We start from the raw sequence: 21,738 nt of genomic DNA on the forward strand, positions 1-21,738 counted from the left end.
CTACTTGGCCGCCTCGACGAACTCCGTGGTGAACGTCTTGCTGAGGTCCACATCGGCCTTCTGGATGTTCGGGTTGAACGCCTTGAGCACCTTCTCCACGGTCTCCGGGCCGTTCTCGGGCATCACGCCGTCGTCGGTGAACATCGGCAGCGTGCTCTCGATGGACTGCGTGTAGAGAGCCTTGTCGCCCTGGGAGTAGTCGGCGGGCATCTTGGCCGCGATCTCGGCGGCGCTGTGCGTGGACATCCACTTGAGCGTCTTGACGAATGCATTGACCAGCTTCTGGACGGTGTCCTTGTGACCGTTGACCCAGTCCGTCTGCATGTACAGGCTCGACGACGGGTACGGGCCGCCGAGCGCCTTCTGGGACCCCTCCGGTGTCCGCATGTCCAGCAGGACCTTGCCCGCCTTCTTGTCCAGGATCGTCGCGACGGTCGGGTCGGTGGTCATACCGCCGTCGATGGAGCCCTGCTGGAGCGCCGAGATGAAGGTCGCGCCCGCGCCGACGGCGACCGGCGAGAAGTCGCTGACCTTGACCCCGTTCTTGACGGCGAGGTACTTGGTGAGGAAGTCGGTCGACGAGCCGAGGCTGGTGATGCCGAGCTTCTTGCCCTTGAAGTCCTTGGGCGAGGTGATGTCACCGGCCGCCTTGGTGGAGACGATCTCCACCTCGCCGGGCGCCCGCGAGAACTGCACGACGGACTCCACGGCCTTGCCCTTGGTCTGCAGGTCCAGCGTGTGGTCGTAGAAGCCGACCGTCCCCTGGACCTGCCCGGCGACGAGCGCGGTCTCGGCCTGCACGCCGGCCGGCTCGGTCAGCAGTTCCACGTCGAGACCCTCGGCGTCGAAGTAGCCGAGCCGCTGGGTGAGCATCGCGGGCAGGTAGATGACCTTGTCCAGGCCACCGACCATGATCTTGACCTTCGTGCCCTTGCCGTCGCCGGTGGAGGCCGTGCTCGCCGCGTCGTTGGCGCAGGCGGTGAGGGAGGAGACGGCGAGCAGGCCGGCGGCGGCCAGGGTGCTGTATCTGGCGGACTTGCGCATGCGGTTCACGTCCTTGTGAGAAGGCGGTGCGGGGAGGAGCGGGAGAAGAGGGGTCAGCTGTCCGAGTCCGACGGCTTCCACCGGAAGATGCGGCGCTCGGCGAAGGTGAGCAGCCCTTCGGCGGCGAGGGCGACGACGGCCAGGATGACCATCGCGGCGTACACACCGGCCGCGTTGAAGGTGCCCTGCGACTGCGCGACGAGCAGGCCGATGCCCTTGGTGGCGCCGATGTACTCGCCGACGATGGCGCCGATGAGGGCGAAGCCGAAGCTGACGTGGAGGCTGGTGAAGATCCACGAGGTGGCGGACGGGATGACGACCTGGAGGGTCACCCTCCGGTCGCTCGCGCCGAGGATCCGGGCATTGGCCACGAGGTTGCGGTCGACCTCACGGGCACCCTGGAAGGCGTTGAAGAACACCGGGAAGAACACCAGCACGACGGCCGAGGCGACCTTGGAGGAGGCACCGAGCCCGAACCAGATCACGAAGATCGGGGCGAGCACGATCCTGGGGATCGAGTTGAGCACCTTGATGTAGGGGCCGAGGACGTCGGCGAGGAAGGCGATCCGCCCGAGGGCGATGCCGAAGACCACACCGGCGATGACACCGATGACCCAGCCGAGCAGCGCCTCGTAGAGCGTGTACCAGATCTGCTCGCCCAGGGGGCCGAGTGCGGTGCCGTGGGTCACCCAGGTCCAGATCTGGTCCCAGATCTTCGACGGCATCGAGAAGTTGAACGGGTCGATGACCTCGGCCCGGGCCAGGACCTCCCAGAGGCCCAGGACGGCCACCAGGAGCAGCACGCGCACGGCGAACACGATCGCCTTGCGTCTGCGGGCGGCCTGGGCCCGCGACCGGGCCCGGTCCGGGCCGGCCTTGACCGTGTCGACGACCGGTGTGCTGAGCGTCTCAGGCGACATTGGCGGCACCCCTCTCACGGGTGATGCGGACCTCTTCGCCGAGGGACTCCCAGATCTCGCGGTAGATCTCGATGAACCGCGGCTCCAGACGTACCGACTCGACCTTGCGGGGGCGGGGCAGGTCGATCTCGAAGACCTGCTTCACGGTCGCGGGCCCGGCGGTCATGACGACGACCTTGTCGGCCAGCGCGATGGACTCCTCCAGGTCGTGGGTGACGAAGACGACCGAGGCGCCCGTGCCCTCCCACAGTTCGAGGAGCTCGTCCGACATCAGGGCCCGGGTCTGCACGTCGAGCGCGGAGAACGGCTCGTCCATGAGCAGGATCTCCGGGTCGTTGACGAAGGTCGCGGCGAGCGCCACGCGCTTGCGCTGGCCGCCGGAGAGCTGATGCGGGTAACGGTCCTCGAAGGCGGCGAGTCCGACCCGGGCCAGCCAGGCACGGGCCTTCTCCCTGGCCTCCGCCTTGGGCACACCCCGGAAGCGGGGCCCCGCCATCACGTTGGACAGCACGGTCCGCCAGGGGAAGGTGGCGTCCTGCTGGAAGACGAAGCCGACCTTGTCGCCGACGCCCGCGACCGGCTCGCCGGCCACCAGCACCTCGCCCTCGCTGGGCTCCTCCAGCCCGCTGACCAGCGTCAGCGTGGTGGACTTGCCGCAACCCGTCGGCCCTACGACGGCCACGAACTCACCACGCCCCACGGTGAGGTCGAGGTCGCGGACAGCCGTGTGCAGACCCCCCGACGGGGTCTTGAAGATCTTGCTCGCGCCCCGCAGCTCGATGGCGGGGCTGGTGTCTGCGCTCATGGGCCGGGACGGTAGGTGTGACCCGGGCCACGGCAGCAGTCTTCTGGGCGCAAGCCGTTCTTTTGCTCGCAAGCATCTGTTGTGCTCTTTTTGCTCGCGCTACAACTGCGCAGACGAAACACGGGCTTAACGCTCGCCGGCCTTGAAGGAGAGGCCTGATGATTGACGTCCTGGTGGTCGACGACGACTTCCGCGTCGCCGAGATAAACGCCAAGTACGTGGGGAAGGTTCCCGGCTTCCGGGTGGCCGCCCGCGCGCACAGCGCCGCCCAGGCCCTGGCCGCCGTGAACCGCGGCACCATCGACCTGGTCCTGCTGGACCACTACCTGCCGGACCAGACCGGCCTCGAACTCGTCCACCGCATGCGGGAGCAGGGCCTCGGCACCGACGTCATCATGATCACGGCGGCCAGCGACGTGACCACCGTCCAGAGGGCAATGCGCCTGGGCGCCCTGCACTACCTGGTCAAGCCGTTCACCTTCGCCGCCCTGCGCACCCGCCTGGACTCCTACGCGGCCCTGCGCCGTACCGTCGACCGGGTCGGCGGCCGGGGCCTGACCGGCCAGGAGCAGGTCGACCGGATCTTCGGCGCCCTGCGCACCTCACCGGCACCGTCCGCACCCGGCCTGCCCAGCGGCCAGTCCGAGCCGACGACGGACCTCATCTGCGGCGTCCTGCACCGGGCCGACCATCCGCTCTCCGCCCACGAGGTCGCCGCCGAGACCGGCCTCAGCCGCTCCACCGCCCAGCGCTACCTCCGCCATCTGGAGCAGGCCGGCCGCCTCCGCCTCTCCCTGAAGTACGGCGACACGGGCCGCCCGGAGCACCGCTACGCCTGGGTGGCGCCGTAGCCGTCCCGGGGCTCTCTAAACGGCCCCCGCCCCGGTCAGCGACCGCACCTCCGTCTCCGCGTGCCTCGCCTCGTCAGGGACCTCGTCAGAGGTGACCGTGCCGAGCCAGCCGGCCAGGAAGCCGAGCGGGACGGAGACGATCCCCGGGTTCTGCAACGGGAAGTACTGGAAGTCCACCCCCGGGAACAGGGCACCCGGGCTCCCGGACACCACCGGGGACAGCACGACCAGCGCCAGCGCGGGCACGAGCCCGCCGTATACGGCCCACACCGCGCCGCGTGTCGTGAAGTTCCGCCAGAACAGCGAGTACAGCAGCACCGGCAGGTTCGCCGAGGCCGCCACCGCGAAGGCGAGCCCGACCAGGAACGCGACGTTCATGTCACGGGCCAGCAGGCCGAGGGCGATCGCCACGACACCGATACCGACCGCCGCCGTGCGCGCCACCGCGACCTCGCTCCGGTGCTTGGCGTGCGGCCTGCGCAGGGTGGCGTAGAGGTCGTGAGCGACGGACGCCGAGGAGGCGAGGGTGATCCCGGCGACCACGGCGAGGATCGTCGCGAAGGCGACGGCGGCGACGATCGCGAACAGAACCGTTCCACCCGTGGAGCCCGCGCCGCCGCCCAGGTCGAGCGCCAGCAGCGGAACCGCCGTATTCCCCGACGCGTTCGACGCACGCACCGCATCCGGCCCGACCACGGCCGCAGCCCCGAAGCCGAGCACGAACGTCATCAGGTAGAAGCTCCCGATCAGCCCGATCGACCAGACCACCGAACGCCGCGCCGCCCGCGCGGTCGGCACCGTGTAGAAGCGGGACAGGATGTGCGGCAGGCCCGCCGTGCCCAGCACCAGCGCCAGCCCCAGGCTGATGAAGTCCAGCCGCGCGCTCCAGCTCCCGCCGTACTTGAGCCCCGGCGCCAGGAACGCCTTCCCGTGCCCACTGCGCTCGGCTGCCGTGAACAGCAGCCGGTCGACGTCACCGTGGAACCGCAGCAGCACCAGCACGGTCAGCGCCACCGTCCCGCTCAGCAGCAGGACCGCCTTCACGATCTGGATCCAGGTGGTGGCCCGCATCCCTCCCAACGACACATAGACCACCATCAGCGCGCCGACCCCGATGACCGTCCACGCCTGCGCCGCCTCGCTGGTCCGCCCGAGCAGCAGCGCGACCAGACTGCCCGCACCCACCATTTGCGCCACCAAATAGAGAACGGACACCGTGACCGAGGACGTACCCACCGCGATCCGCACCGGCCGCTCGCTCATCCGCGCCGCGATCACGTCGGCCAGCGTGAACCGCCCGCAGTTCCGCACCAGTTCGGCCACCAGGAACAGCACGACCAGCCACGCCACCAGGAAGCCGACCACATACAGCAGCCCGTCGTAGCCGAACAGCGCGATCAGCCCGGTCACTCCGAGGAAGGAGGCCGCCGACATGTAGTCGCCCGCGATGGCAAAACCATTCTCCATGGGCGAGAAGAGCCGCCCGCCGGCGTAGAACTCCTCCGCCGAACCATGCCGCCTCCGGCTCACCCACGTGGTGATCCCCAGCGTCACGGCGACGAACACGCTGAACAGCAGCAGCGCCAGGGTCTGATGATCGCCCGTCATGACGCACCACCCTGGACGCCCCGGGCACCCCGGGTCAGCTCCTGGGTGTCCCAGCGCAGCTCCAGCGCGGCGCGATCCCTGCGCAACCGCGCGTGCCGAGCGTAGGCCCAGGTGAGCAGGAACGTGGTGAGGAACTGCCCGAGCCCCGCGACCATCGCCACGTTCACCGCTCCGGCGACGGGCCGCGCCATCAGCCCGGGCGCCGTCGTGGCGGTCACCACGTACCCCACGTACCAGGTGAGGAAGACGGCGACCCCCGGCACCACGAACCTCCGGTAGCGGCTGCGCACCTCCTGGAAGGCCGCGCTGCGCTGCACCTCCAGATACACGTCACGGGCGCGAACAGCCGCCTCTTCCCGCGCCGTTCGCGCCCCCGGTACGGCGGGGGCCGGCCCTCCGGTGCCGTCCAGCTCGCCCCAGCCGGAGGCCAGTGCGTCGTACCAGGGGTCCTGGTACCTGACTTCTGGGGAGGCCGTGCCGTACTCGCCCTGGTCCTCGGGCCGCCCGGCCGAACTCTCGGAGCCGCCCCCGCCGTCGCGGTGACGCCCGTTGCTTGACTGCATGCCCAAGGATGGACAGATCGGGAAGATCCCTGACTCTTCTTCCCCTGGCTCTTCACCCCATCAGGTGACTCAATCCGCTGGTGGCCGCACCAATCCCTTCCCGTAGGCGTAACGCACAGCCTGTGCCCGGTCCTTGAGCCCCGTCTTCGCGAACAGGTTGTTGATGTGTGTCTTCACGGTCGCGGTGGAGACGTGCAGCTTCCGGGCGATCTCCTGGTTGGTGAACCCCTCGGCGATCAGCACCAGGACCTCGGTCTCCCGCGCGGTCAGCCCGTCCGGCGCCTCGCTGGCCACCGGCACCGGCTCGGGCTGCGACAGCCGCTCCAGCAGCCTCCGCTGGATGCTCGGCGACAGCCCCGCGTCTCCCGACAGCACGCTCTCCACGGCTCGCACGATCTCGTCGCCGCCCGCGTCCTTGGTCAGATAGCCACGGGCGCCGGCTCTCAGCGCCGGGAACAGCGACTCGTCGTCCGCGAACGTGGTCAGCACCACGACCTGGGTCCCGGGGTGCTCCGACCGGATCCGCCGGGTCGCCTCCACGCCGTCACAGCGCGGCATCCTCAGGTCCATCAGCACCACGTCCGGGGCGAGTTCCGCGACCAGCCGGACCGCCTCCTCCCCGTCGCCCGCAGCTCCGACGACCTCCACACCGGGCAGCAGCCCGAGGAGCATCACGATGCCCTCCCTGACCACTGTCTGGTCGTCTGCGACCACGACCCGCGCGGGCTTCTTCTCCCCCTCCGTCATACGGGCACCCTCAACCTCACCTCGAACCCCTCGTCATCACGTCCCGCTTCCAGCGATCCGCCCAGCAGCTCGGCCCGCTCCCGCATACCCAGCAGACCGTACCCGCCGCCGACACCGGTGAGTTCGCCGGGACGACCGCCCGAGTCGCGTACGTTCAGAGTCACTTCGTGCTCGCTGTAGTCCAGCCGGACACGGACCTTGGCGCCGTGGGCATGCTTGCGGACGTTCGTCAACGCCTCCTGGGCGACGCGTCGTACGGTCTGCGACGCCTCCGCGGGCAGGGTTCTGCGTTCCCCGGTGACGGTGACCTCGGCACCGTCGGTCGCGCCGACGAGTTCGGTCAGGAAGTCCTCCAGCGGGGTGAGCTCCCCGCGCAGGGCGGACAGGGCCTGACGGGTCTCGGCGAGTCCGTCGCGCGCCATTCCCCGGGCGGCCACCACCCGTTCGAGGATCTGCTTCCGGTCGGCTCCGCGCTCGATCAGCAGCCGCGCGGCCTCCAGGTGCACCATCTGGGCGGAGAGGCTGTGGGCCAGCACGTCGTGGATCTCCCGTGCGATCCTGGCCCGCTCCGCCAGCGCCGCCGACTCGGCCTCGGCCGCTCTCGCGGCGCGCTCCTGCGCGAGCAGCCGCTGGGCGCTGCCCCGGGCCTCGGCGTCGAGTCTCATGACATAGCCGGCGAGAGCCATGCCGACGACGGTGGCCGCGGTGGTCAGCCATACGTCGTTGTTGAACGCGGAGTACGAGGCCAGGCCCACCGACGCGACGGGCAGGGCGATCGCGACCGGCAGCCGCTCCAGGGCGGAGATGCCGCAGCCGCACCAGATCACGAGGGCCGGGCCCCGGAAGCCGGTGGTCTCCGCCACGACCGCGATGGCCAGAAGGACAATGATCAGCGCCAGGGAGGGCACGAGCCGGTGGGCGTAGGTGGTCCGGAAGAATCCCCAGGAGACCACTGCGGTCACGACCACCCCCGCCACGGCCGCAGCCACGCCCCAGCCGTGGACGTGCGACTGGTTGAAGGCGCTCCACAGCAGCAGGGCGAGGACGAGCAGTCGCACGCCCCAGGCGAGGGAGCGCCGGGGCCGGGAGACCCCCGCACGGCTCAGCGCTTCTCGCGAGGGCCAGCGTGTCCAGGCGTTCTCCGTCACACGCCTTCCTTCCTGGTGACCCGGGCCATGTCGTCACCGTACGCCCGGGTGGGGCCGTTCGCGGACGCGGCGGAGGGGAGCGACTGGGCACGCCAGACGAGGATGCCGGAGCGGACCAGCAGGGTGACCGCCAGGCCGATCATCAAGGCCGAGCTGTCCTGGTGGACGCCGACGACGGCTCCGAGGGCGTAGAGACCGACCCGCACGGCTATGCCGGCGAACCAGGCGGCCGCGCTGGCCTTGGTGCTCTTGGTCCAGACGACACCGTCGGCTTCCGTCCACACCCGGGTCGTCCAGGCCCAGCCGGCGCCCATCCCCAGTCCCACCAGCACCTCGGTGGCGAGCAGCAGGGCGGATTCGGTGCGGTGATGGGCGTCGAGTATGCCGGGTTCGCGCAGCGCGACGACCGCGAGGATCACGGGAAGCAGCCACCAGCGCCGGCCAGTGCTGATCGGGCGGGCGCGGAACTGGCGCACGATCACCACGACGACGACGGCCACGATCAGCAACGCGTTGACGAGCCCGGACATCAGAGCCTCCGTGAGCGGGAAGGGCGGTGCCGGGAGCGGGAGCTGCCGACGCCTTCGACGCTACGGAAATGCGCAGGTCAGCAGATCGGAGCGAGGGTGGATCACGGGTGGATTCCAGCAAGCGGGATCTCTCCACCCCCGGGTGGAGAACCGCACGTGGGGCCGGATGGGCGGCGGACGGACCTTCGCCGAGTCGACCGGCCTCACACGGACCGACGGGGCGCACACGGACCGACGGGCCTCGCACAGACCGACGGGCCTCGCACGGACCGCCGGACGGAAATCTCGCGGAACGACCGGCAAGCACCCCCACAGGGCACCCACCGGCCGCCCCACGCCGGCAACCGATCGGCGCCCGGCCGGACGATCGGCAGGCGTCCTTGCCGGAGGATCCGGCCGGACAGCGCCCCCCACCGCCGCCCGGCCCACCCTGCACCACCCCAACGCAACCGCTACGCGTCGATACGCGACCGGTCCAGCGTCGCCGCCGAGCTGGAGATGAACTCCTTGCGGGGAGCCACGTCGTTGCCCATCAGAAGGTCGAAGACCTGTTCGGCCGCATCGAGGTCGGAGAGGTTGATGCGGCGCAGGGTGCGGTGGCGCGGGTCCATCGTCGTCTCGGCCAGCTGGTCGGCGTCCATCTCGCCGAGCCCCTTGTAGCGCTGGATGGAGTCCTTGTACCGGATGCCCTTGCTCTGGAACTCCATGAGCTTGTCGCGCAGCTCGCGGTCCGAGTACGTGTACACGTACTTGTCCTGGCCCTTCTTGGGCTGGGTGATCTCGATGCGGTGCAGGGGTGGCACCGCGGCGAAGACCCGGCCGGCCTCGACCATGGGCCGCATGTAGCGCTGGAACAGCGTCAGCAGCAGGCAGCGGATGTGGGAGCCGTCGACGTCGGCGTCGGTCATCATGATGATCTTGCCGTAGCGGGCGGCGTCGATGTCGAAGGTGCGGCCGGAGCCCGCTCCTATGACCTGGATGATCGCCCCGCACTCGGCGTTCTTCAGCATGTCCGTCACCGAGGACCGCTGGACGTTGAGGATCTTGCCGCGGATCGGCAGCAGCGCCTGGAACTCGGAGTTCCGGGCGAGCTTCGCCGTACCGAGCGCGGAGTCCCCCTCGACGATGAACAGCTCGCTGCGCTCGACGTCGTCGCTGCGGCAGTCGGCGAGCTTGGCGGGCAGGGACGAGGACTCCAGGGCCGTCTTACGACGCTGCGCGTCCTTGTGCTGGCGGGCCGCGATGCGGGTCCGCGCGGCGGCGACCACCTTCTCCATGACCACGCGCGCCTGTGCGGCGGCATCGCGCTTGGTGGAGGTCAGGAACGCCTTCAGTTCCTTGGTGATCACGTTGTTCACGATCCGGCGGGCCGCCGAGGTGCCGAGGACCTCCTTGGTCTGGCCCTCGAACTGCGGCTCGGCGAGCCGGACGGTGACGACGGCGGTGAGGCCCTCCAGGGCGTCGTCCTTGACGATGTCGTCCTCGGCGACGCGCAGCAGCTTCTTGGCGCGCAGTACCTCGTTGAGGGTCTCGCGGACGGCCTGCTCGAAGCCGGCCACATGGGTGCCGCCCTTGGGCGTGGCGATGATGTTGACGAACGACCTGACGTTCTGGTCGTAGCCGGTGCCCCAGCGCAGCGCCACGTCGACGCCGAGTTCGCGGGTGACCTCGGTGGGGGTCATCTGGCCGTGCTCGTCCAGGACCGGGACGGTCTCCTTGAAGGTGCCCTGCCCGGAGAAGCGGAGGACGTCGCAGACCGGCTTGTCGGTGGCCAGGTACTCGCAGAACTCACTGATGCCGCCGTCGAAGCGGAACGACTCCTCGCCCTTGCTGCCGCCCTCGCCGAGGCCGTACTCGTCCCGGACGACGATGGTCAGGCCCGGCACCAGGAACGCGGTCTGGCGGGCACGCTGGTGGAGCGTGTCCAGGGAGAGCTTGGCGTCCTTGAGGAAGATCTGCCGGTCGGCCCAGTAGCGCACGCGCGTGCCGCTGCGGGTCTTGGGCACCCTCTTGGTCTTGCGCAGCCCGCTCCCGGCCTCGAACTTTCCGTCCGGGCCGACGCCGGTGAAGGCCCCCGGCACACCGCGGCGGAAGCTGATGGCGTGCACACTGCCGCCGCGGTCGACCTCGACGTCGAGACGCGCGGAGAGCGCGTTGACCACGGAGGCACCGACGCCGTGCAGACCGCCGGAGGCGGCGTAGGAGCCGCCGCCGAACTTGCCGCCGGCGTGCAGCTTGGTCATGACGACCTCGACGCCGGACAGACCGGTCTTGGGCTCGACGTCCACGGGGATGCCGCGGCCGTTGTCCCGGACCTCGACGGAGCCGTCGTCGTGGAGGATGACGTCGATGTGGTCGCAGTAGCCGCCGAGGGCCTCGTCCACGGCATTGTCGATGATCTCCCACAGGCAGTGCATCAGGCCGCGGCTGTCGGTCGAGCCGATGTACATGCCGGGACGCTTGCGCACGGCTTCGAGGCCCTCAAGGACGAGCAGGTGCCGCGCGGTGTAGTTGGAGCCGTCCCGGTCTGCTCCTGCCAGCAGCGCAGTGGACGGCACGGACGTATCGGCGGTCACGCGGTTCGCTCCTCGCTGAATTTCAATGGAGCCCCTTTTGGGTAAGGGGCCGGCTTCGGTCGCCGCTCAGAGGGTACCGAGGCCTGGTAGAGCCGTTGTAACGCCACCCTCGTCGTGAACTCACACTAGTCCAAGGTCGTATACGTGTTCGATCCCTCGATGGAGTGAAGTACATATCACGTTCCCTTCGAGGCATGAACCATTTAGGCTCCGGGCACGTCCTCACAAACAACCGGCAACCCAGCCGGGAGGACGAGACCGATGAACCGCGCTAACCCGTAAGCACCTAAGACGACGCAATACGGCACATTCGCCGCCAACCGGCAGCAGACGGCCACCTCGAAAGATTTTTTTCGAGGAGAAGCCCCGAGCGGGAACGTTGTCGGGCTGGTTGGATGTTGACCCTGGTACGACAGCTCGTCGAGCTAGAGAAGAGGCGACGTGACTACTGTTCTGACCCCCGCGAGCCACCTGACGGCCGCCGATCGCTGCGACCGCTGCGGCGCCCAGGCATACCTGCGCGTCGTGCTGCTCAGCGGCGGAGAACTGCTCTTCTGCGCCCACCACGGTCGCAAGTTCGAGCCGGAACTCAAGAAGATCGCCGCTGAGATACAGGACGAGACGGAGCGGCTGACCTCCGTTCCTGCCATCGCCTCGGAAGATGAGCGCTGACCTCTCGCATCCACGACGAGCCAGCTCCGGCACAGGCCGGTGAAGGGCGGCCGCTCCTCCAGGGGAGCGGCCGCCCTTCGTCGTAGCCGCGCAGAGGCCGTCAGGAGCCCCTGTGGGGCCGGCGTGAGCCGCTGAGGGCACCGCCGGGGCCCAGCGCCCGTACGACCTCCGAGACGCGCGTGTAGACGCCGGGATTCCCCGGGCGCCCACAGCCGCTCCCCCACGACACGAGCCCGATCAGCTTCCCGCCGGCGACCAGCGGCCCTCCGCTGTCGCCCTGGCAGGCATCCGGTCCGCCCCGGGCCTCGCCCGCGCACACCATCGAGTCCGCCCGGTAGGTGCCGTCGGCGCCGCCGGGATAGGCGCGCTCGCACGTCTCGTCGGGCAGCACATGGAGCCGTGCCGCGTACAGCCGGCGTGAGTAGTCCCCGCCGCCCGTGATGTCACCCCACCCCGAGACCAGGGCACCGGTGCCGGAGCGGTAGGCGGTGTCCCCCTGGGGGGCCATCGCGATGACCGCGGCGCGGGGCAGGGGCTCGGCCAGGGTGAGGACGGCGAAGTCGCCGGTGTTGGCGTCGGGGTCGTAGCCCGGATTGACGCGGGCGACGGTGACGGGGATCTCCTGGCCCTGCGCGGCGAGCAGATCCGTGCGGCCCGCGATGACCTTGAGGTCGCGGACCGGGTCGGACGACCCGCCGACGACCTCGTCGGCCAGGCAGTGGGCCGCGGTCAGCACCGTGGTCCGGCCGATCGCCACTCCGCCGCAGAACTGACCGGCCCGCGTACCCCCGAACCGGTCACGACTGGACAGCGCGACCGTCCAAGGGGCCTGTGAGACGTCGACGGGGAAGCCGCCGACCACGACGCTGCCGGCGGCGGCAGGAGGCGCGGTGGCCAGCGGTATGGCCGTGGCGACGGCCGCCAGGATCAGCGGCCGGATCAGGACCGGGGCAACAGAACGGCGCATGCACGCTCCTCACTCTGGGTGGTACCGGGACACCCAGAGTCATCCAGCGCACCGCGACCCGCAGCACGAAGGCCCGGCTCCCCTGCGAGGGGACCGGGCCTTCGACGCCGTACGACCGCGACCTAGTCGAGGTAGTCGCGCAGCACCTGGGAACGCGACGGGTGGCGCAGCTTCGACATGGTCTTGGACTCGATCTGGCGGATGCGCTCACGCGTGACGCCGTAGACCTTGCCGATCTCGTCGAGGGTCTTCGGCTGACCGTCGGTGAGACCGAACCGCATGGACACGACGCCGGCCTCGCGCTCGGACAGGGTGTCCAGCACCGAGTGCAGCTGCTCCTGGAGCAGCGTGAAGCTGACGGCGTCGGCGGGGACGACGGCCTCGGAGTCCTCGATGAGGTCACCGAACTCGCTGTCGCCGTCCTCACCCAGAGGGGTGTGCAGGGAGATGGGCTCGCGGCCGTACTTCTGGACCTCGATGACCTTCTCCGGGGTCATGTCGAGTTCCTTGGCCAGCTCCTCCGGGGTGGGCTCGCGGCCCAGGTCCTGGAGCATCTGGCGCTGCACGCGCGCGAGCTTGTTGATGACCTCGACCATGTGCACCGGGATACGGATGGTGCGAGCCTGGTCGGCCATCGCGCGGGTGATCGCCTGGCGGATCCACCAGGTGGCGTACGTGGAGAACTTGTAGCCCTTGGTGTAGTCGAACTTCTCGACCGCTCGGATCAGACCGAGGTTGCCCTCCTGGATGAGGTCCAGGAAGAGCATGCCGCGGCCGGTGTAGCGCTTGGCCAGGGAGACCACCAGACGGAGGTTGGCCTCCAGGAGGTGGTTCTTGGCGCGGCGGCCGTCCTCGGCGATGATCTCCAGCTCACGCTTGAGCTTCGGGGCCAGCTTGTCGGCGTTGGCCAGCTTGTCCTCGGCGAACAGACCGGCCTCGATGCGCTTGGCGAGCTCGACCTCCTGCTCGGCGTTGAGCAGGGGGACCTTGCCGATCTGCTTGAGGTAGTCCTTGACCGGGTCGGCGGTGGCACCGGCCGCGGCGACCTGCTGCGCCGGCGCGTCGTCCTCGTCCTCGTCGGACAGCACGAAGCCCGCGCTCTCGGTGCCCTCGGGCTCCTCGGCGCCCGCCTTGACCTCCTCGAGAACCTCGTCCTCAAGAATCTCGGCGTCGTCCTTCTTGGCGGCGGTCTTCTTGGCCACCGTCTTCTTGGCGGCGGCGGTCGCGGTCTTCTTCGCAGCCGCCTTCTTCGCGGTGGGGGCGGCCTTCTTGGCAACGGCCTTCTTCACGGGCGCCACCTCCTCGGCCGGGTCGTCGGCAACGGCGGCGGACGCCACGGCGGGGGCGGCCGTGGCGGTGGCCTTCCTGGTGGTCACCGTCTTCGCCGCGACCGTCTTGGTGGCGGTGCGCTTGGCCGGACTCTTCGCTGCGACGCTCTTACGGGTGCGCTTGGGCTCCGCGGCACTGACCATCAGCGTCACACCCTCTTCCTCAAGGATCTGGTTGAGGCTGCGCAGTACGTTCTTCCACTGAGTGGCCGGAATCTGGTCAGCTTCGAAGGCCCGACGCACATCGTCGCCGGCGATCTGCCCATCAGCCTTTCCCCGCTCAATGAGAGCCATGACAGAGACGGACTCGGCGATCTCCGGCGGGAGCGTACGGGATGTGCTGGCCGACACGAACAACCTCTCGGAACGTTGGAAAACGGCTTCCGGCCCCGTCCGGGACGGACTGGAGCCGACCGCCGGCTTGGGGATGGGCCGACGGCGCGGGCGGGGGGCCGGGAAGATTCACAGCGCCATGAATGGCGTCCGTATTCCCTCCGCGGCTGTCACCTCTTAGGTCATCGCGTTGTTCGCAAGAGCGTTACGCCCAATCTACGTGGCCCGAGTCACACCCCGTAAGCGTTCAAAAACGGTCAGATGTAGACAGAGGTTGCCGTTGATGATCTCTCCGGGCCGTTCGGACCGCCGCGGAGCCTGCCACGGGGCAGCTACAGAGCCGATCGTACGACCGCTGCGGAACCTGTCGCGCGACCGGTCGCCACGCACCCCGTCGACCCCGTCGCGCCGCCGGAGCCTCAAGGGATCCGGCGGGGTCCGGCGGCGGCCGACGGCGGACGCGGGCTCCCGGACCGACGGCGCCCCGAGCACGCGACAGTGACCGAGCACACCGCTCTCGACGCGGGTCAGTGCTCGCGCGGTGCGGGCACCACGCGCTCCACCTCGGGGTGGATGGTCAGCAGCTGACGCATCGCCGACTCGGCCGCGGTGCCGTCGCCGGTGCCGAGCGCGTCGACGATCCGCGCGTGCTGGGCCAGGGACGTCTCGTTCGGCCGCTCACAGCCGGTGACCGGGCCACCGGACACCTGGAGCGCCGCCGACACGATGCCGGAGAGGTGCTCCAGCATGCGGTTGCCCGCGATCTGGATGAGCAGCGAGTGGAACTCGGCGTCGGCGCGCGAGAAGGTCAGCGCATCACCCTGCGCCATGGCGTGACTCATGATCTCGACCATGTCGCACAGGCGCTGCTGGACGTCCTCACGCCCGTGCCCGGCCGCGAGGCGGGCGGCGAGCGGCTCGATCGTCCAGCGCAGCTCGCTGAGCTCACGGCGCTGGTCGTCCCGCTGCGGCCCGAAGGCCCGCCACTCGATGATGTCCGGGTCGAGGAGGTTCCAGTCGCTGACGGGACGCACGCGCGTGCCGACGTTCGGGCGGGCGCTGACCAGGCCCTTGGCCTCCAGCACCCGGAGGGATTCACGGACGACGGTGCGGGAGACCTCGAAACGCTGGCCGATCTCCTCGGGAACCAGGGGGCGGTCCGCGCCCAGGTCGCCGGAGACGATCATCTGACCCAGCTGCTGGACGAGTTGGCCGTGCAGTCCGCGGCCGCGGCTGCCCGCGGCGCGCCGGCCCACACGGCCCAGCTCCGGATCCGCGCCCTCCCAGGAGGGCGTGCCCACACGATCGGCGGCGGGGACCTCCGCATACGGGTAGCGGTCGAGTTCGCCCGGGCCGACCAGACCAGAGTCTGCGGAGCGGGCGGCGGTCATCATGGTGTGCGCAAGGGTACTCACGGATCCTTTGTCGGCGCTGCCTCCAACTCCCTTGAGGTCTTTGGTGAAAAGCACACGAAAGGGTGATCGCTCACCCCGTCGCAATTGACGCCTTATCGGAAAGAAATGGGCTTTCTGCGGGGAGTTGTGCACACGGCGGGATCAGGAGCGCCCGGTCCGCGGTCATCGGACCCTGGCCCGCAGGGTGCTGAACAGATACGCGCAGAGCAGCGCGGCCAGCGACAACGCCAGCGCACCACCGACGGGTTGGGCCAGCACCCGGGCCGCTCCGACCAGATAGCGCTCTCCCCCGAAGGGCCACTTCAGCAGGAACAGTTCCCGCATCCGATCAGGGAGTCCGGCGGCCATCCGTACCCCCGTACCCTGCACAGCCTTGTGTACGACCGGCACGACGAGTACGGGTACGGCGAGCACCGCGGCGAGACCGCCCGTGGTGGACCGGAAGACACCCGCCGCCAGTACGCCGGCCCAGGCGCAGCCGACGACCAGCCCGAACCAACTCGCGGTCAGCGGGAACCAGTCGGCGGGAACCTGAGCGAGCTCCCGGCCGTAGACGAGGTAGAGCACTTCGGCGTCGCAGCCCAGGGTGAGGAACGAGAGCAGGACCGCGGTCGCTCCGGAGACCAGCAGTTTCGCGGTGAGCAGCCCCAGCCGGCGGGGCACGGTGCCGCGGTCCGCCGCCAGCGCGGGGTGGCGGAACTCGTCCCCGAAGGCCAGCGCCCCCAGCAGTCCCGCGCCGAGCGCCGCCGGGGGCAGCGGCAGCTCCCGCGGCCAGGCCGCGAACAGCCGGGCCTGTGGGGTGTGCCCGACCCGGGCCAGCAGCACGGCGGTGAGGGCGGACAGCAGCAGCACGGCACCGCAGGTGAGGAAGCCGGCACCGATCCCGGCGGCCCGGCGGAGTTCGTAGCGCAGGGGGCGGAGGGGGCTGGGGGCGGGGCGGACGCAGATGGGGGGCGGAAGCGGGGACAGCGGATCCAGATCGCCGACGGCTTCGTCCCGGTGCGCGGTACCGCCAGGGGTCGAGGCCGACACCTCGCCGGCCACCGGGGAAGCCTTGCGGGGCCGCGACCCCGGCTGCGGGTGCCCGGCGGACGGCTGCACGGCCGGGGCCTTGGCGGGGCCGGCGTGAGCGGGCGGCCGGTCTACGGGGGCGTCGGCGGTTACGGCGCGGCTCGCCGGCTCATCGCCGACGGCTGCCGCGGACACGGCGCGCGTCGGGGGCTGCGCGGCCGGTTCTTCGACGGGGAGCGCGCGGGTCGACGGCCGGGCCTCGGTGCTTTCGGCAGGGACGGCAGGGACGGCGTGAGACGGCGAGTGGGCCGTCAGGGCTTCGACGGGCACCGCGGCTTCCACGGACGCCGCCCGGGTCAGCGACTGGGCGGAAGTGGCGGCGGGCGGCTGAGCGGGGACGGGGACGGCGGGCGCTGTCCTGGTCGACCCGGCATGACCGGAGGGCTCGGCGGAGCCGAGGGAGGCCGACGGCTTGGCCAGTGCGGAAGCGGCCGGAGGCTTGGCAGTCGCCGGAAGGGCCAACTGGTCGGTGTGCCGCGTGCGGGCGGAGAGCTCGGCGTCCGGGGTCACAGGCAGTGGCGCGACGGCCGGGTTGTCGGTGAGCTCCGCAGCGGTGCCGGAGGGTTGCTGTTGGGCCGCGCCGGAGGGTTCCACGTCGGCCGCCGACCGGCTTCGGCCCTGCTCCTGGCCGGCGGCGCGCGGCTGCCGTACGGAGCTCGGGACGGTCGCGGGCTGCGAGCGGCCCAGCTCCGCCCTCGGCTGCGGGGTGACCGTCGGCGCGTCCGCGTCCGTGCGCCGGTCCGCGCGCGGCGCGTCCTGCCTGCCGGCACAAGGAGTCTCTTCAACGGCTCGCTGCGGATACGCCGGCCGGGCACCGGCCGCCGTGGTCTGCTCGCCCTCACCTCCGTCCTCGCCGCGCCGCCGCTCGTGCGTCGGCCGTCCCTCGTCCGCCGCGCCCGGCTCCCCGGGGTCCGGCTCCCGCCGTACTGCCTCCGGCACCTCGGCCGTCAGCGGTTCCGCCCCGGCGCCCGGACCCATGTCGCCTGTCTCGTCCGCGAGTTGGTGGACCAGGATGCCGTGCCGGAAGGCGGTCTCGCCGACTTCGGCGGTCGTACTGCCGTACACGGAGAGTCGGTTGCCGTCTTCCCGGACCACCTCCACCGAGCGGTGGTCGGTGCGGGCTTCCTTGCTGAGGACGGCGGCGAGCCGGGCGGCGTGGGGGCTGCGGACGGCGACGCGTGGGCGGAGCCGGGTGCGGGCGAACTCGCCGGCCTCCTGGTCCGCGACGAGCCTGCCGGCCTCCAGGGTGACGACCCGGTCGGCGGCGCGGGCGGCCTCCTTGGGGTCGGCGGTGGTGAACAGGACCGTGCCGCCCTGTGCCGCGTGTTCCCGGAGCATGCGGTGCAGCCAGTGGGCCTCACGGGCGGGGAGGCCGTCCGTGGGTTCGTCAAGGACGAGGGCGTGCGGGTCGGGGAGAAGGGCGCAGGCCAGCCCGAGTCGGCGGTCCATGCCGTGCGACAGCGTGCCCAGGCGCTCCTCGCGCAGGCTGACGAGCCCGACCGCTTCGAGGACTTCGTCGGCGCGCCGGGCCGGCACCCCGGTCGCAGCGCACAGCATGCGCAGATGACCGCGGACGGAGCGGGACGGATGGCCGGGGACATCGCCGAGGAGCACGCCGACCTCACGGGAGGGGTGGGCGATGCGGTGCAGGGGACAGCCTCTGAAGTAGGTGAGCCCACGACCCTGTTGGAGTTCGAGCATCAGTCTGAGCGCCGTGGTCTTGCCCGCGCCCGCCTCGCCCAGGAGTGCGGTGATGCGGCGCTCGCCCGCTTCGAAGGTCACATCGTCGACGGCGGGCGGGTGCGCCTTGCGGGGGTTGCTGGTCAGTCCGAAGGCCTGGATCACCTTAGGGAAGATAGCGCGGAATGACCGTTTTTCCAGGTATAGAAGGGTTTAATCCTGAGCGAGTTCGCGCTGTCGGCGGTCACACCTCGGGCCGCAGCATCGGTGGGTTGAGCAGAGTGGCCCCGCCGGCCCGGAAGAGCTGGGCCGGGCGGCCGCCCTGGCGGGTGGTCGTACCGCCGGTGGGGACCAGGAAGCCGGGGGTGCCCGTCACCTTGCGATGAAAGTTGCGCGGGTCGAGCGCCACACCCCACACCGCCTCGTAGACCCGGCGCAGCTCGCCGACCGTGAACTCCGGCGGGCAGAACGCGGTGGCCAGGGACGAGTATTCGATCTTGGATCGGGCCCGTTCCACACCGTCGGACAGAATCTGGGCGTGGTCGAAGGCGAGCGGTGCGACGGGCTCGCCGTCCCGGCCGTAGCCGCCCTGCGCGAGCAGTTCCCCCACCGGCGCCCAGCGCGCGTTGCTTGCGTCACCGCCCGCGCGCGGCGCGGGGAGGTCGGGGGCCAGAGCGAGGTGGGCGACACTGACCACGCGCATCCGGGGGTCGCGCTTGGGGTCACCGTAGGTCGCCAGTTGCTCCAGGTGGGCTCCGCCCTCCTGGGCGGGGGCGTCGGGGTCATGGGCCCGCAGCCCGGTCTCCTCCGCGAGTTCCCGTGCCGCCGCCTGCGAAAGGTCCTCGTCGGCCCGCACGAAGCCGCCCGGCAGCGCCCAGCGCCCCTGGAACGGCGACTCGCCTCTGCGTACCGCCAACGCGCACAGGGCATGGCGGCGCACGGTCAGCACGACCAGGTCCACGGTGACGGCGAACGGCGGAAAGGCTGACGGGTCGTAGGGCATGCGGTGATCATAGTCGTCTGCCTGACGATAAACACTCCCTTCGGTGCTCACTCGGACGGCTGATCCACTTCGCTCCGGGCATGCGCCCCCGGTTCGCTCCCGCACGCGTTCTCCGTTCGGCCGCCCTTTCGTCTCGTCGCGGCTGTGACGCCGAACCCGCTGCTCCTCTCCCGGCAAGAGCTCACATCTCCAGTCGTAAGCTCACACCCCCAGCTGCAGGCCGTCCGCAGCCTCCTCGACCATGGCCAGACCGAGCCGGCTGACCCGTACCGAGAAGGGCGCGCCGGCCACCCTCAGTCCGGTCAGGCCGAGTTCGCCGAGGGGCGCGCTGTGGACCGGGCGGAGGGTGACGGTTCCTGCCGGGGCGTCGGGGCGGATGCCGGCGAGCGCGGTGAGGAGCAGAACCCCGGCGGCAGCGGCCGTGGCGGCCGGACGGCAGGCCGCGGGGTGCGGAAGGGGAGCACTGCCCTCGGAGCGCTGCTCGCCGGCGAACATCTCCGGCAGCCGGTGACGGAAGTGCTCGGCCGCCGCCAGCAGGCCGCGCAGCAGCCCGCCCGCCTCCCTCTCGTAGCCCGCGGCTGCCAGCCCTGCGACGGCCAGTGCCGTCTCCTGGACCCGGACGGCGCCGGACCGATGTCCGAACGGGCTGTGACCCGTCTCCTTGGCTCCCAGGCCGCGCAGCCCCCACCCCGAGTCCATGGCGGGTCCGCCGAGCAGCCGGGCCAGTTGCTCGGTCTGCACCCTGTCGAGCAGGCCGACGGCCAGTTCGCCCGCGCCGAGCAGGCCGGTGTCGAGAAGGTGGACGGTGGTCGAGCCGAGTTGGACCAGGGGGCGGCCGTCCGGGGTCAGGGCCGCCGCGGGACGGCCACCGCCTCGCTCGTCGACCCAGAAGTCCGCCCGGAACGCCTTCCTCAGCTCCGCGGCCCACTGCCGCAGCCCGGCACCGCCGGGCCGGTCGCAGGAGTCGAGAAGGTCGGCACCGAGCAGGGCGGCGCGGTGGGCGTGGGCCTGGGTCTCACCGCGCACGGGGCCGCCGGGCTGCGGGTCGCAGAGGTAGGTCCGGTCGCCCGCTGTGGTACGCAGCCAGGTCAGGCAGCGCTCGGCGGCGGGCAGCAGTTCCCGCGTCTCCTGTTCCGGTAGTCCCCAGCGGCGGGCCTCCGCCAGCAGGACGGGGAAGAGCAGGGTGGCCTCCGTACCCGTGCAGCCCGGGGGCAGGTGTGCTCCGGCGTCCCGGCGCGGGCCGGGGATCATGCCGGTCCGCGGTCCCGGACCGCGGAGTTGGGTGCGGGCCAGGGTGCGCAGTGTTCCTGCGGCGAGGCGGGTACCGAGGGGCAGGGTCATCCGGGCGGCGGCGAGTGCCTCGGCCGGGGACAGACCGCAGCGCCAGGGCGCCCCGGCGGCGAGGTAGCTGTCGGAGGGGTGTGCTGGGTCGCGGAGCAGCAGCGCCTGGAGGTCCTCGATGCTCTTGCTGAGCAGCGCCGTGGCCCTCGGGTCGTCGCCCGCGGCCCGGGCCGGTGCCAGCGGGCTGGTCGCGGCACGTCCCACCGCGCGCAGGGGGCCCGCACCGTCCGGGCGGACCCGCAACTCCACAGTCGCCGTTCCGCCTGGTGGCAGTTCGAACTCCCAGCGCAGCAGTCCCGCCGAGGCGAGCGCATCGGAGGGTGACGGGTCCGCCGTGACCGACGCGTTGCCGCTGGGGGTGGTCCACCGCAGGCCGGAGTCGTGGACACTGGCCGGAAGTTCGGGTCCCGGGGTGCCGGAGGCGATGGCGCTCAGGTCGGCCAGGTCCGTGCCCAGGGCCGTCTCCAGCGGCAGGCGCAGCGGGTGGAGTGCGCAGTTGCGCAAGGTGATGCGCTCCGTGCCGTCGGCGTGCCGGATCCGTTCCACGACGACGTCCGGATCCGGTCCCGCCCCCGGGGAGGCCCGGAGCGTGCCGACGAAGCGGGCGGAGTCCGGCCCCGTCATCCGGGCCTGCACCGCGAGCGGTTCGCGGCCTGCGACACGGACCTGGCAGCGCGCGAGCAGCCGCCGGCCCGCGCGGTAGAACCCCTCCAGGCCCTGGCCGGTCAACTGACCGTCTTCCGTGGAGATGGCGAGACCGGGCAACGCGACGCAGATCATGGCGGTGTGCGTGGGCGGCAGCCCGCCGGCGCGCCCCGGGCCCGGGGGAACGGGCCGGGAGGGGGCGGGTCGGGGGGCGCGGCTGCGTGGCTGCGCCGGGCCGCCCTCCGCCGGCGGGGGCCAGGGCGGGCCGTCCCGCAGTCGGCGGTTGTCGGCGGCGGTGGAGGGCGGAGTCGGCTGATGCATGGGGAGGCCTCTTCTGCGCGCTGTGCGCCTGTGCTGTGCCGGGCGCCGGACGGAGGGCTCCGGGGGGACGGTCGGCGGCACGGCCCGTCCAGGAGTTCCGCCACTCAGGTGAACGGAAAGGGACTCCTCCTGGTCACGCCCCCGCCGGCCGAAGCCGATCGAATGCCGGG

The 21,738-nt window shown here is 71.1% G+C and carries 17 protein-coding genes; 2 read left to right on the plus strand and 15 right to left on the minus strand.

What is annotated here, in order from left to right; all coding sequences use genetic code 11:
* From ACFWPQ_RS18030 to ACFWPQ_RS18040, 3 genes are read right to left on the minus strand one after another with little or no spacing between them, the layout of a single operon-like run.
* Positions 1-1,044: an ABC transporter substrate-binding protein gene (locus ACFWPQ_RS18030; RefSeq protein WP_384035085.1), complete on the minus strand. Its 1,044-nt coding sequence runs from the start codon at positions 1,042-1,044 to the stop codon at positions 1-3.
* Positions 1,045-1,097: 53 nt separating this feature from the next.
* Positions 1,098-1,964, minus strand: coding sequence for an ABC transporter permease (locus ACFWPQ_RS18035; RefSeq protein WP_361303696.1), 867 nt, complete (start codon positions 1,962-1,964; stop codon positions 1,098-1,100).
* Positions 1,954-2,769, minus strand: coding sequence for an ABC transporter ATP-binding protein (locus ACFWPQ_RS18040; RefSeq protein WP_384035088.1), 816 nt, complete (start codon positions 2,767-2,769; stop codon positions 1,954-1,956). Before ACFWPQ_RS18040 ends, ACFWPQ_RS18035 begins: the two co-directional genes overlap by 11 nt.
* Positions 2,770-2,927: 158 nt before the next feature.
* On the opposite strand from ACFWPQ_RS18040, the gene ACFWPQ_RS18045 reads away from it, so the two are divergent.
* A complete protein-coding gene (locus tag ACFWPQ_RS18045; RefSeq protein WP_384035091.1) occupies positions 2,928-3,620 on the plus strand; it encodes a response regulator in 693 nt (230 codons plus the stop codon).
* A gap of 15 nt (positions 3,621-3,635) precedes the next feature.
* Here ACFWPQ_RS18045 and ACFWPQ_RS18050 read toward each other — a convergent pair whose 3' ends face one another.
* The 6 genes from ACFWPQ_RS18050 to ACFWPQ_RS18075 form a co-directional block, all read right to left on the minus strand.
* Complete coding sequence (locus tag ACFWPQ_RS18050) at positions 3,636-5,228, minus strand: cation acetate symporter (protein WP_384035094.1); 1,593 nt, start codon at positions 5,226-5,228, stop codon at positions 3,636-3,638.
* Positions 5,225-5,791 (minus strand): DUF485 domain-containing protein, encoded by a 567-nt coding sequence (locus ACFWPQ_RS18055; RefSeq protein ID WP_384035096.1) that lies wholly within the window; start codon positions 5,789-5,791, stop codon positions 5,225-5,227. The genes ACFWPQ_RS18050 and ACFWPQ_RS18055 overlap by 4 nt, the downstream gene beginning before the upstream one ends.
* Positions 5,792-5,860: 69 nt before the next feature.
* Positions 5,861-6,538 carry a response regulator gene (locus tag ACFWPQ_RS18060; RefSeq protein ID WP_384035099.1) on the minus strand — a complete coding sequence of 226 codons (678 nt, stop codon included), beginning with the start codon at positions 6,536-6,538 and terminating at the stop codon, positions 5,861-5,863.
* A complete protein-coding gene (locus ACFWPQ_RS18065; RefSeq protein WP_384035101.1) occupies positions 6,535-7,686 on the minus strand; it encodes a sensor histidine kinase in 1,152 nt (383 codons plus the stop codon). Before ACFWPQ_RS18065 ends, ACFWPQ_RS18060 begins: the two co-directional genes overlap by 4 nt.
* Complete coding sequence (locus ACFWPQ_RS18070; RefSeq protein ID WP_384035104.1) at positions 7,683-8,216, minus strand: DUF1453 domain-containing protein; 534 nt, start codon at positions 8,214-8,216, stop codon at positions 7,683-7,685. The genes ACFWPQ_RS18065 and ACFWPQ_RS18070 overlap by 4 nt, the downstream gene beginning before the upstream one ends.
* Positions 8,217-8,668: 452 nt before the next feature.
* A complete protein-coding gene (locus ACFWPQ_RS18075; RefSeq protein ID WP_384035107.1) occupies positions 8,669-10,792 on the minus strand; it encodes a type IIA DNA topoisomerase subunit B in 2,124 nt (707 codons plus the stop codon).
* Positions 10,793-11,233: 441 nt separating this feature from the next.
* On the opposite strand from ACFWPQ_RS18075, the gene ACFWPQ_RS18080 reads away from it, so the two are divergent.
* Entirely contained in the window at positions 11,234-11,464 is a 231-nt protein-coding gene (locus tag ACFWPQ_RS18080) for a hypothetical protein (protein WP_361303670.1), read from the plus strand.
* 100 nt (positions 11,465-11,564) lie between these two features.
* Here the strand turns inward: ACFWPQ_RS18080 and ACFWPQ_RS18085 are convergent, their stop codons facing one another.
* The 6 genes from ACFWPQ_RS18085 to ACFWPQ_RS18110 all read right to left on the minus strand — a co-directional run bounded on the left by ACFWPQ_RS18085 (position 11,565) and on the right by ACFWPQ_RS18110 (position 21,382).
* Entirely contained in the window at positions 11,565-12,431 is an 867-nt protein-coding gene (locus ACFWPQ_RS18085; RefSeq protein WP_384035111.1) for a serine protease, read from the minus strand.
* Between the two features lie 122 nt (positions 12,432-12,553).
* On the minus strand, positions 12,554-14,110 hold the full coding sequence (locus ACFWPQ_RS18090; RefSeq protein ID WP_384035114.1) for an RNA polymerase sigma factor: 1,557 nt from the start codon (positions 14,108-14,110) through the stop codon (positions 12,554-12,556).
* A gap of 509 nt (positions 14,111-14,619) precedes the next feature.
* The gene (locus ACFWPQ_RS18095) at positions 14,620-15,507 is read right to left on the minus strand and encodes a FadR/GntR family transcriptional regulator (protein ID WP_384035117.1); all 888 of its coding nucleotides are present in this window, start codon (positions 15,505-15,507) and stop codon (positions 14,620-14,622) included.
* A gap of 162 nt (positions 15,508-15,669) precedes the next feature.
* Positions 15,670-18,423 (minus strand): ATP-binding cassette domain-containing protein, encoded by a 2,754-nt coding sequence (locus ACFWPQ_RS18100; RefSeq protein ID WP_384035120.1) that lies wholly within the window; start codon positions 18,421-18,423, stop codon positions 15,670-15,672.
* Positions 18,424-18,502: 79 nt separating this feature from the next.
* Complete coding sequence (locus tag ACFWPQ_RS18105; RefSeq protein ID WP_089104332.1) at positions 18,503-19,261, minus strand: NUDIX domain-containing protein; 759 nt, start codon at positions 19,259-19,261, stop codon at positions 18,503-18,505.
* A gap of 201 nt (positions 19,262-19,462) precedes the next feature.
* Entirely contained in the window at positions 19,463-21,382 is a 1,920-nt protein-coding gene (locus ACFWPQ_RS18110) for a glycogen debranching N-terminal domain-containing protein (protein WP_384035398.1), read from the minus strand.
* Positions 21,383-21,738: the final 356 nt, after the last annotated feature.

It is taken from the genome of Streptomyces sp. NPDC058464 (assembly GCF_042721035.1).
In the GTDB taxonomy this organism is placed as follows: domain Bacteria; phylum Actinomycetota; class Actinomycetes; order Streptomycetales; family Streptomycetaceae; genus Streptomyces.

Excerpts from the sequence above, each read along its gene's own strand:
- ACFWPQ_RS18045 (WP_384035091.1), top strand. The coding sequence starts at position 2,928 with ATGATTGACGTCCTGGTGGTCGACGACGACTTCCGCGTCGCCGAGATA.
- ACFWPQ_RS18070 (WP_384035104.1), bottom strand. The coding sequence starts at position 8,216 with ATGTCCGGGCTCGTCAACGCGTTGCTGATCGTGGCCGTCGTCGTCGTG.
- ACFWPQ_RS18035 (WP_361303696.1), bottom strand. The coding sequence starts at position 1,964 with ATGTCGCCTGAGACGCTCAGCACACCGGTCGTCGACACGGTCAAGGCC.
- ACFWPQ_RS18110 (WP_384035398.1), bottom strand. The coding sequence starts at position 21,382 with ATGATCTGCGTCGCGTTGCCCGGTCTCGCCATCTCCACGGAAGACGGT.
- ACFWPQ_RS18055 (WP_384035096.1), bottom strand. The coding sequence starts at position 5,791 with ATGCAGTCAAGCAACGGGCGTCACCGCGACGGCGGGGGCGGCTCCGAG.
- ACFWPQ_RS18030 (WP_384035085.1), bottom strand. The coding sequence starts at position 1,044 with ATGCGCAAGTCCGCCAGATACAGCACCCTGGCCGCCGCCGGCCTGCTC.
- ACFWPQ_RS18085 (WP_384035111.1), bottom strand. The coding sequence starts at position 12,431 with ATGCGCCGTTCTGTTGCCCCGGTCCTGATCCGGCCGCTGATCCTGGCG.
- ACFWPQ_RS18040 (WP_384035088.1), bottom strand. The coding sequence starts at position 2,769 with ATGAGCGCAGACACCAGCCCCGCCATCGAGCTGCGGGGCGCGAGCAAG.
- ACFWPQ_RS18105 (WP_089104332.1), bottom strand. The coding sequence starts at position 19,261 with ATGCCCTACGACCCGTCAGCCTTTCCGCCGTTCGCCGTCACCGTGGAC.
- ACFWPQ_RS18060 (WP_384035099.1), bottom strand. The coding sequence starts at position 6,538 with ATGACGGAGGGGGAGAAGAAGCCCGCGCGGGTCGTGGTCGCAGACGAC.
- ACFWPQ_RS18050 (WP_384035094.1), bottom strand. The coding sequence starts at position 5,228 with ATGACGGGCGATCATCAGACCCTGGCGCTGCTGCTGTTCAGCGTGTTC.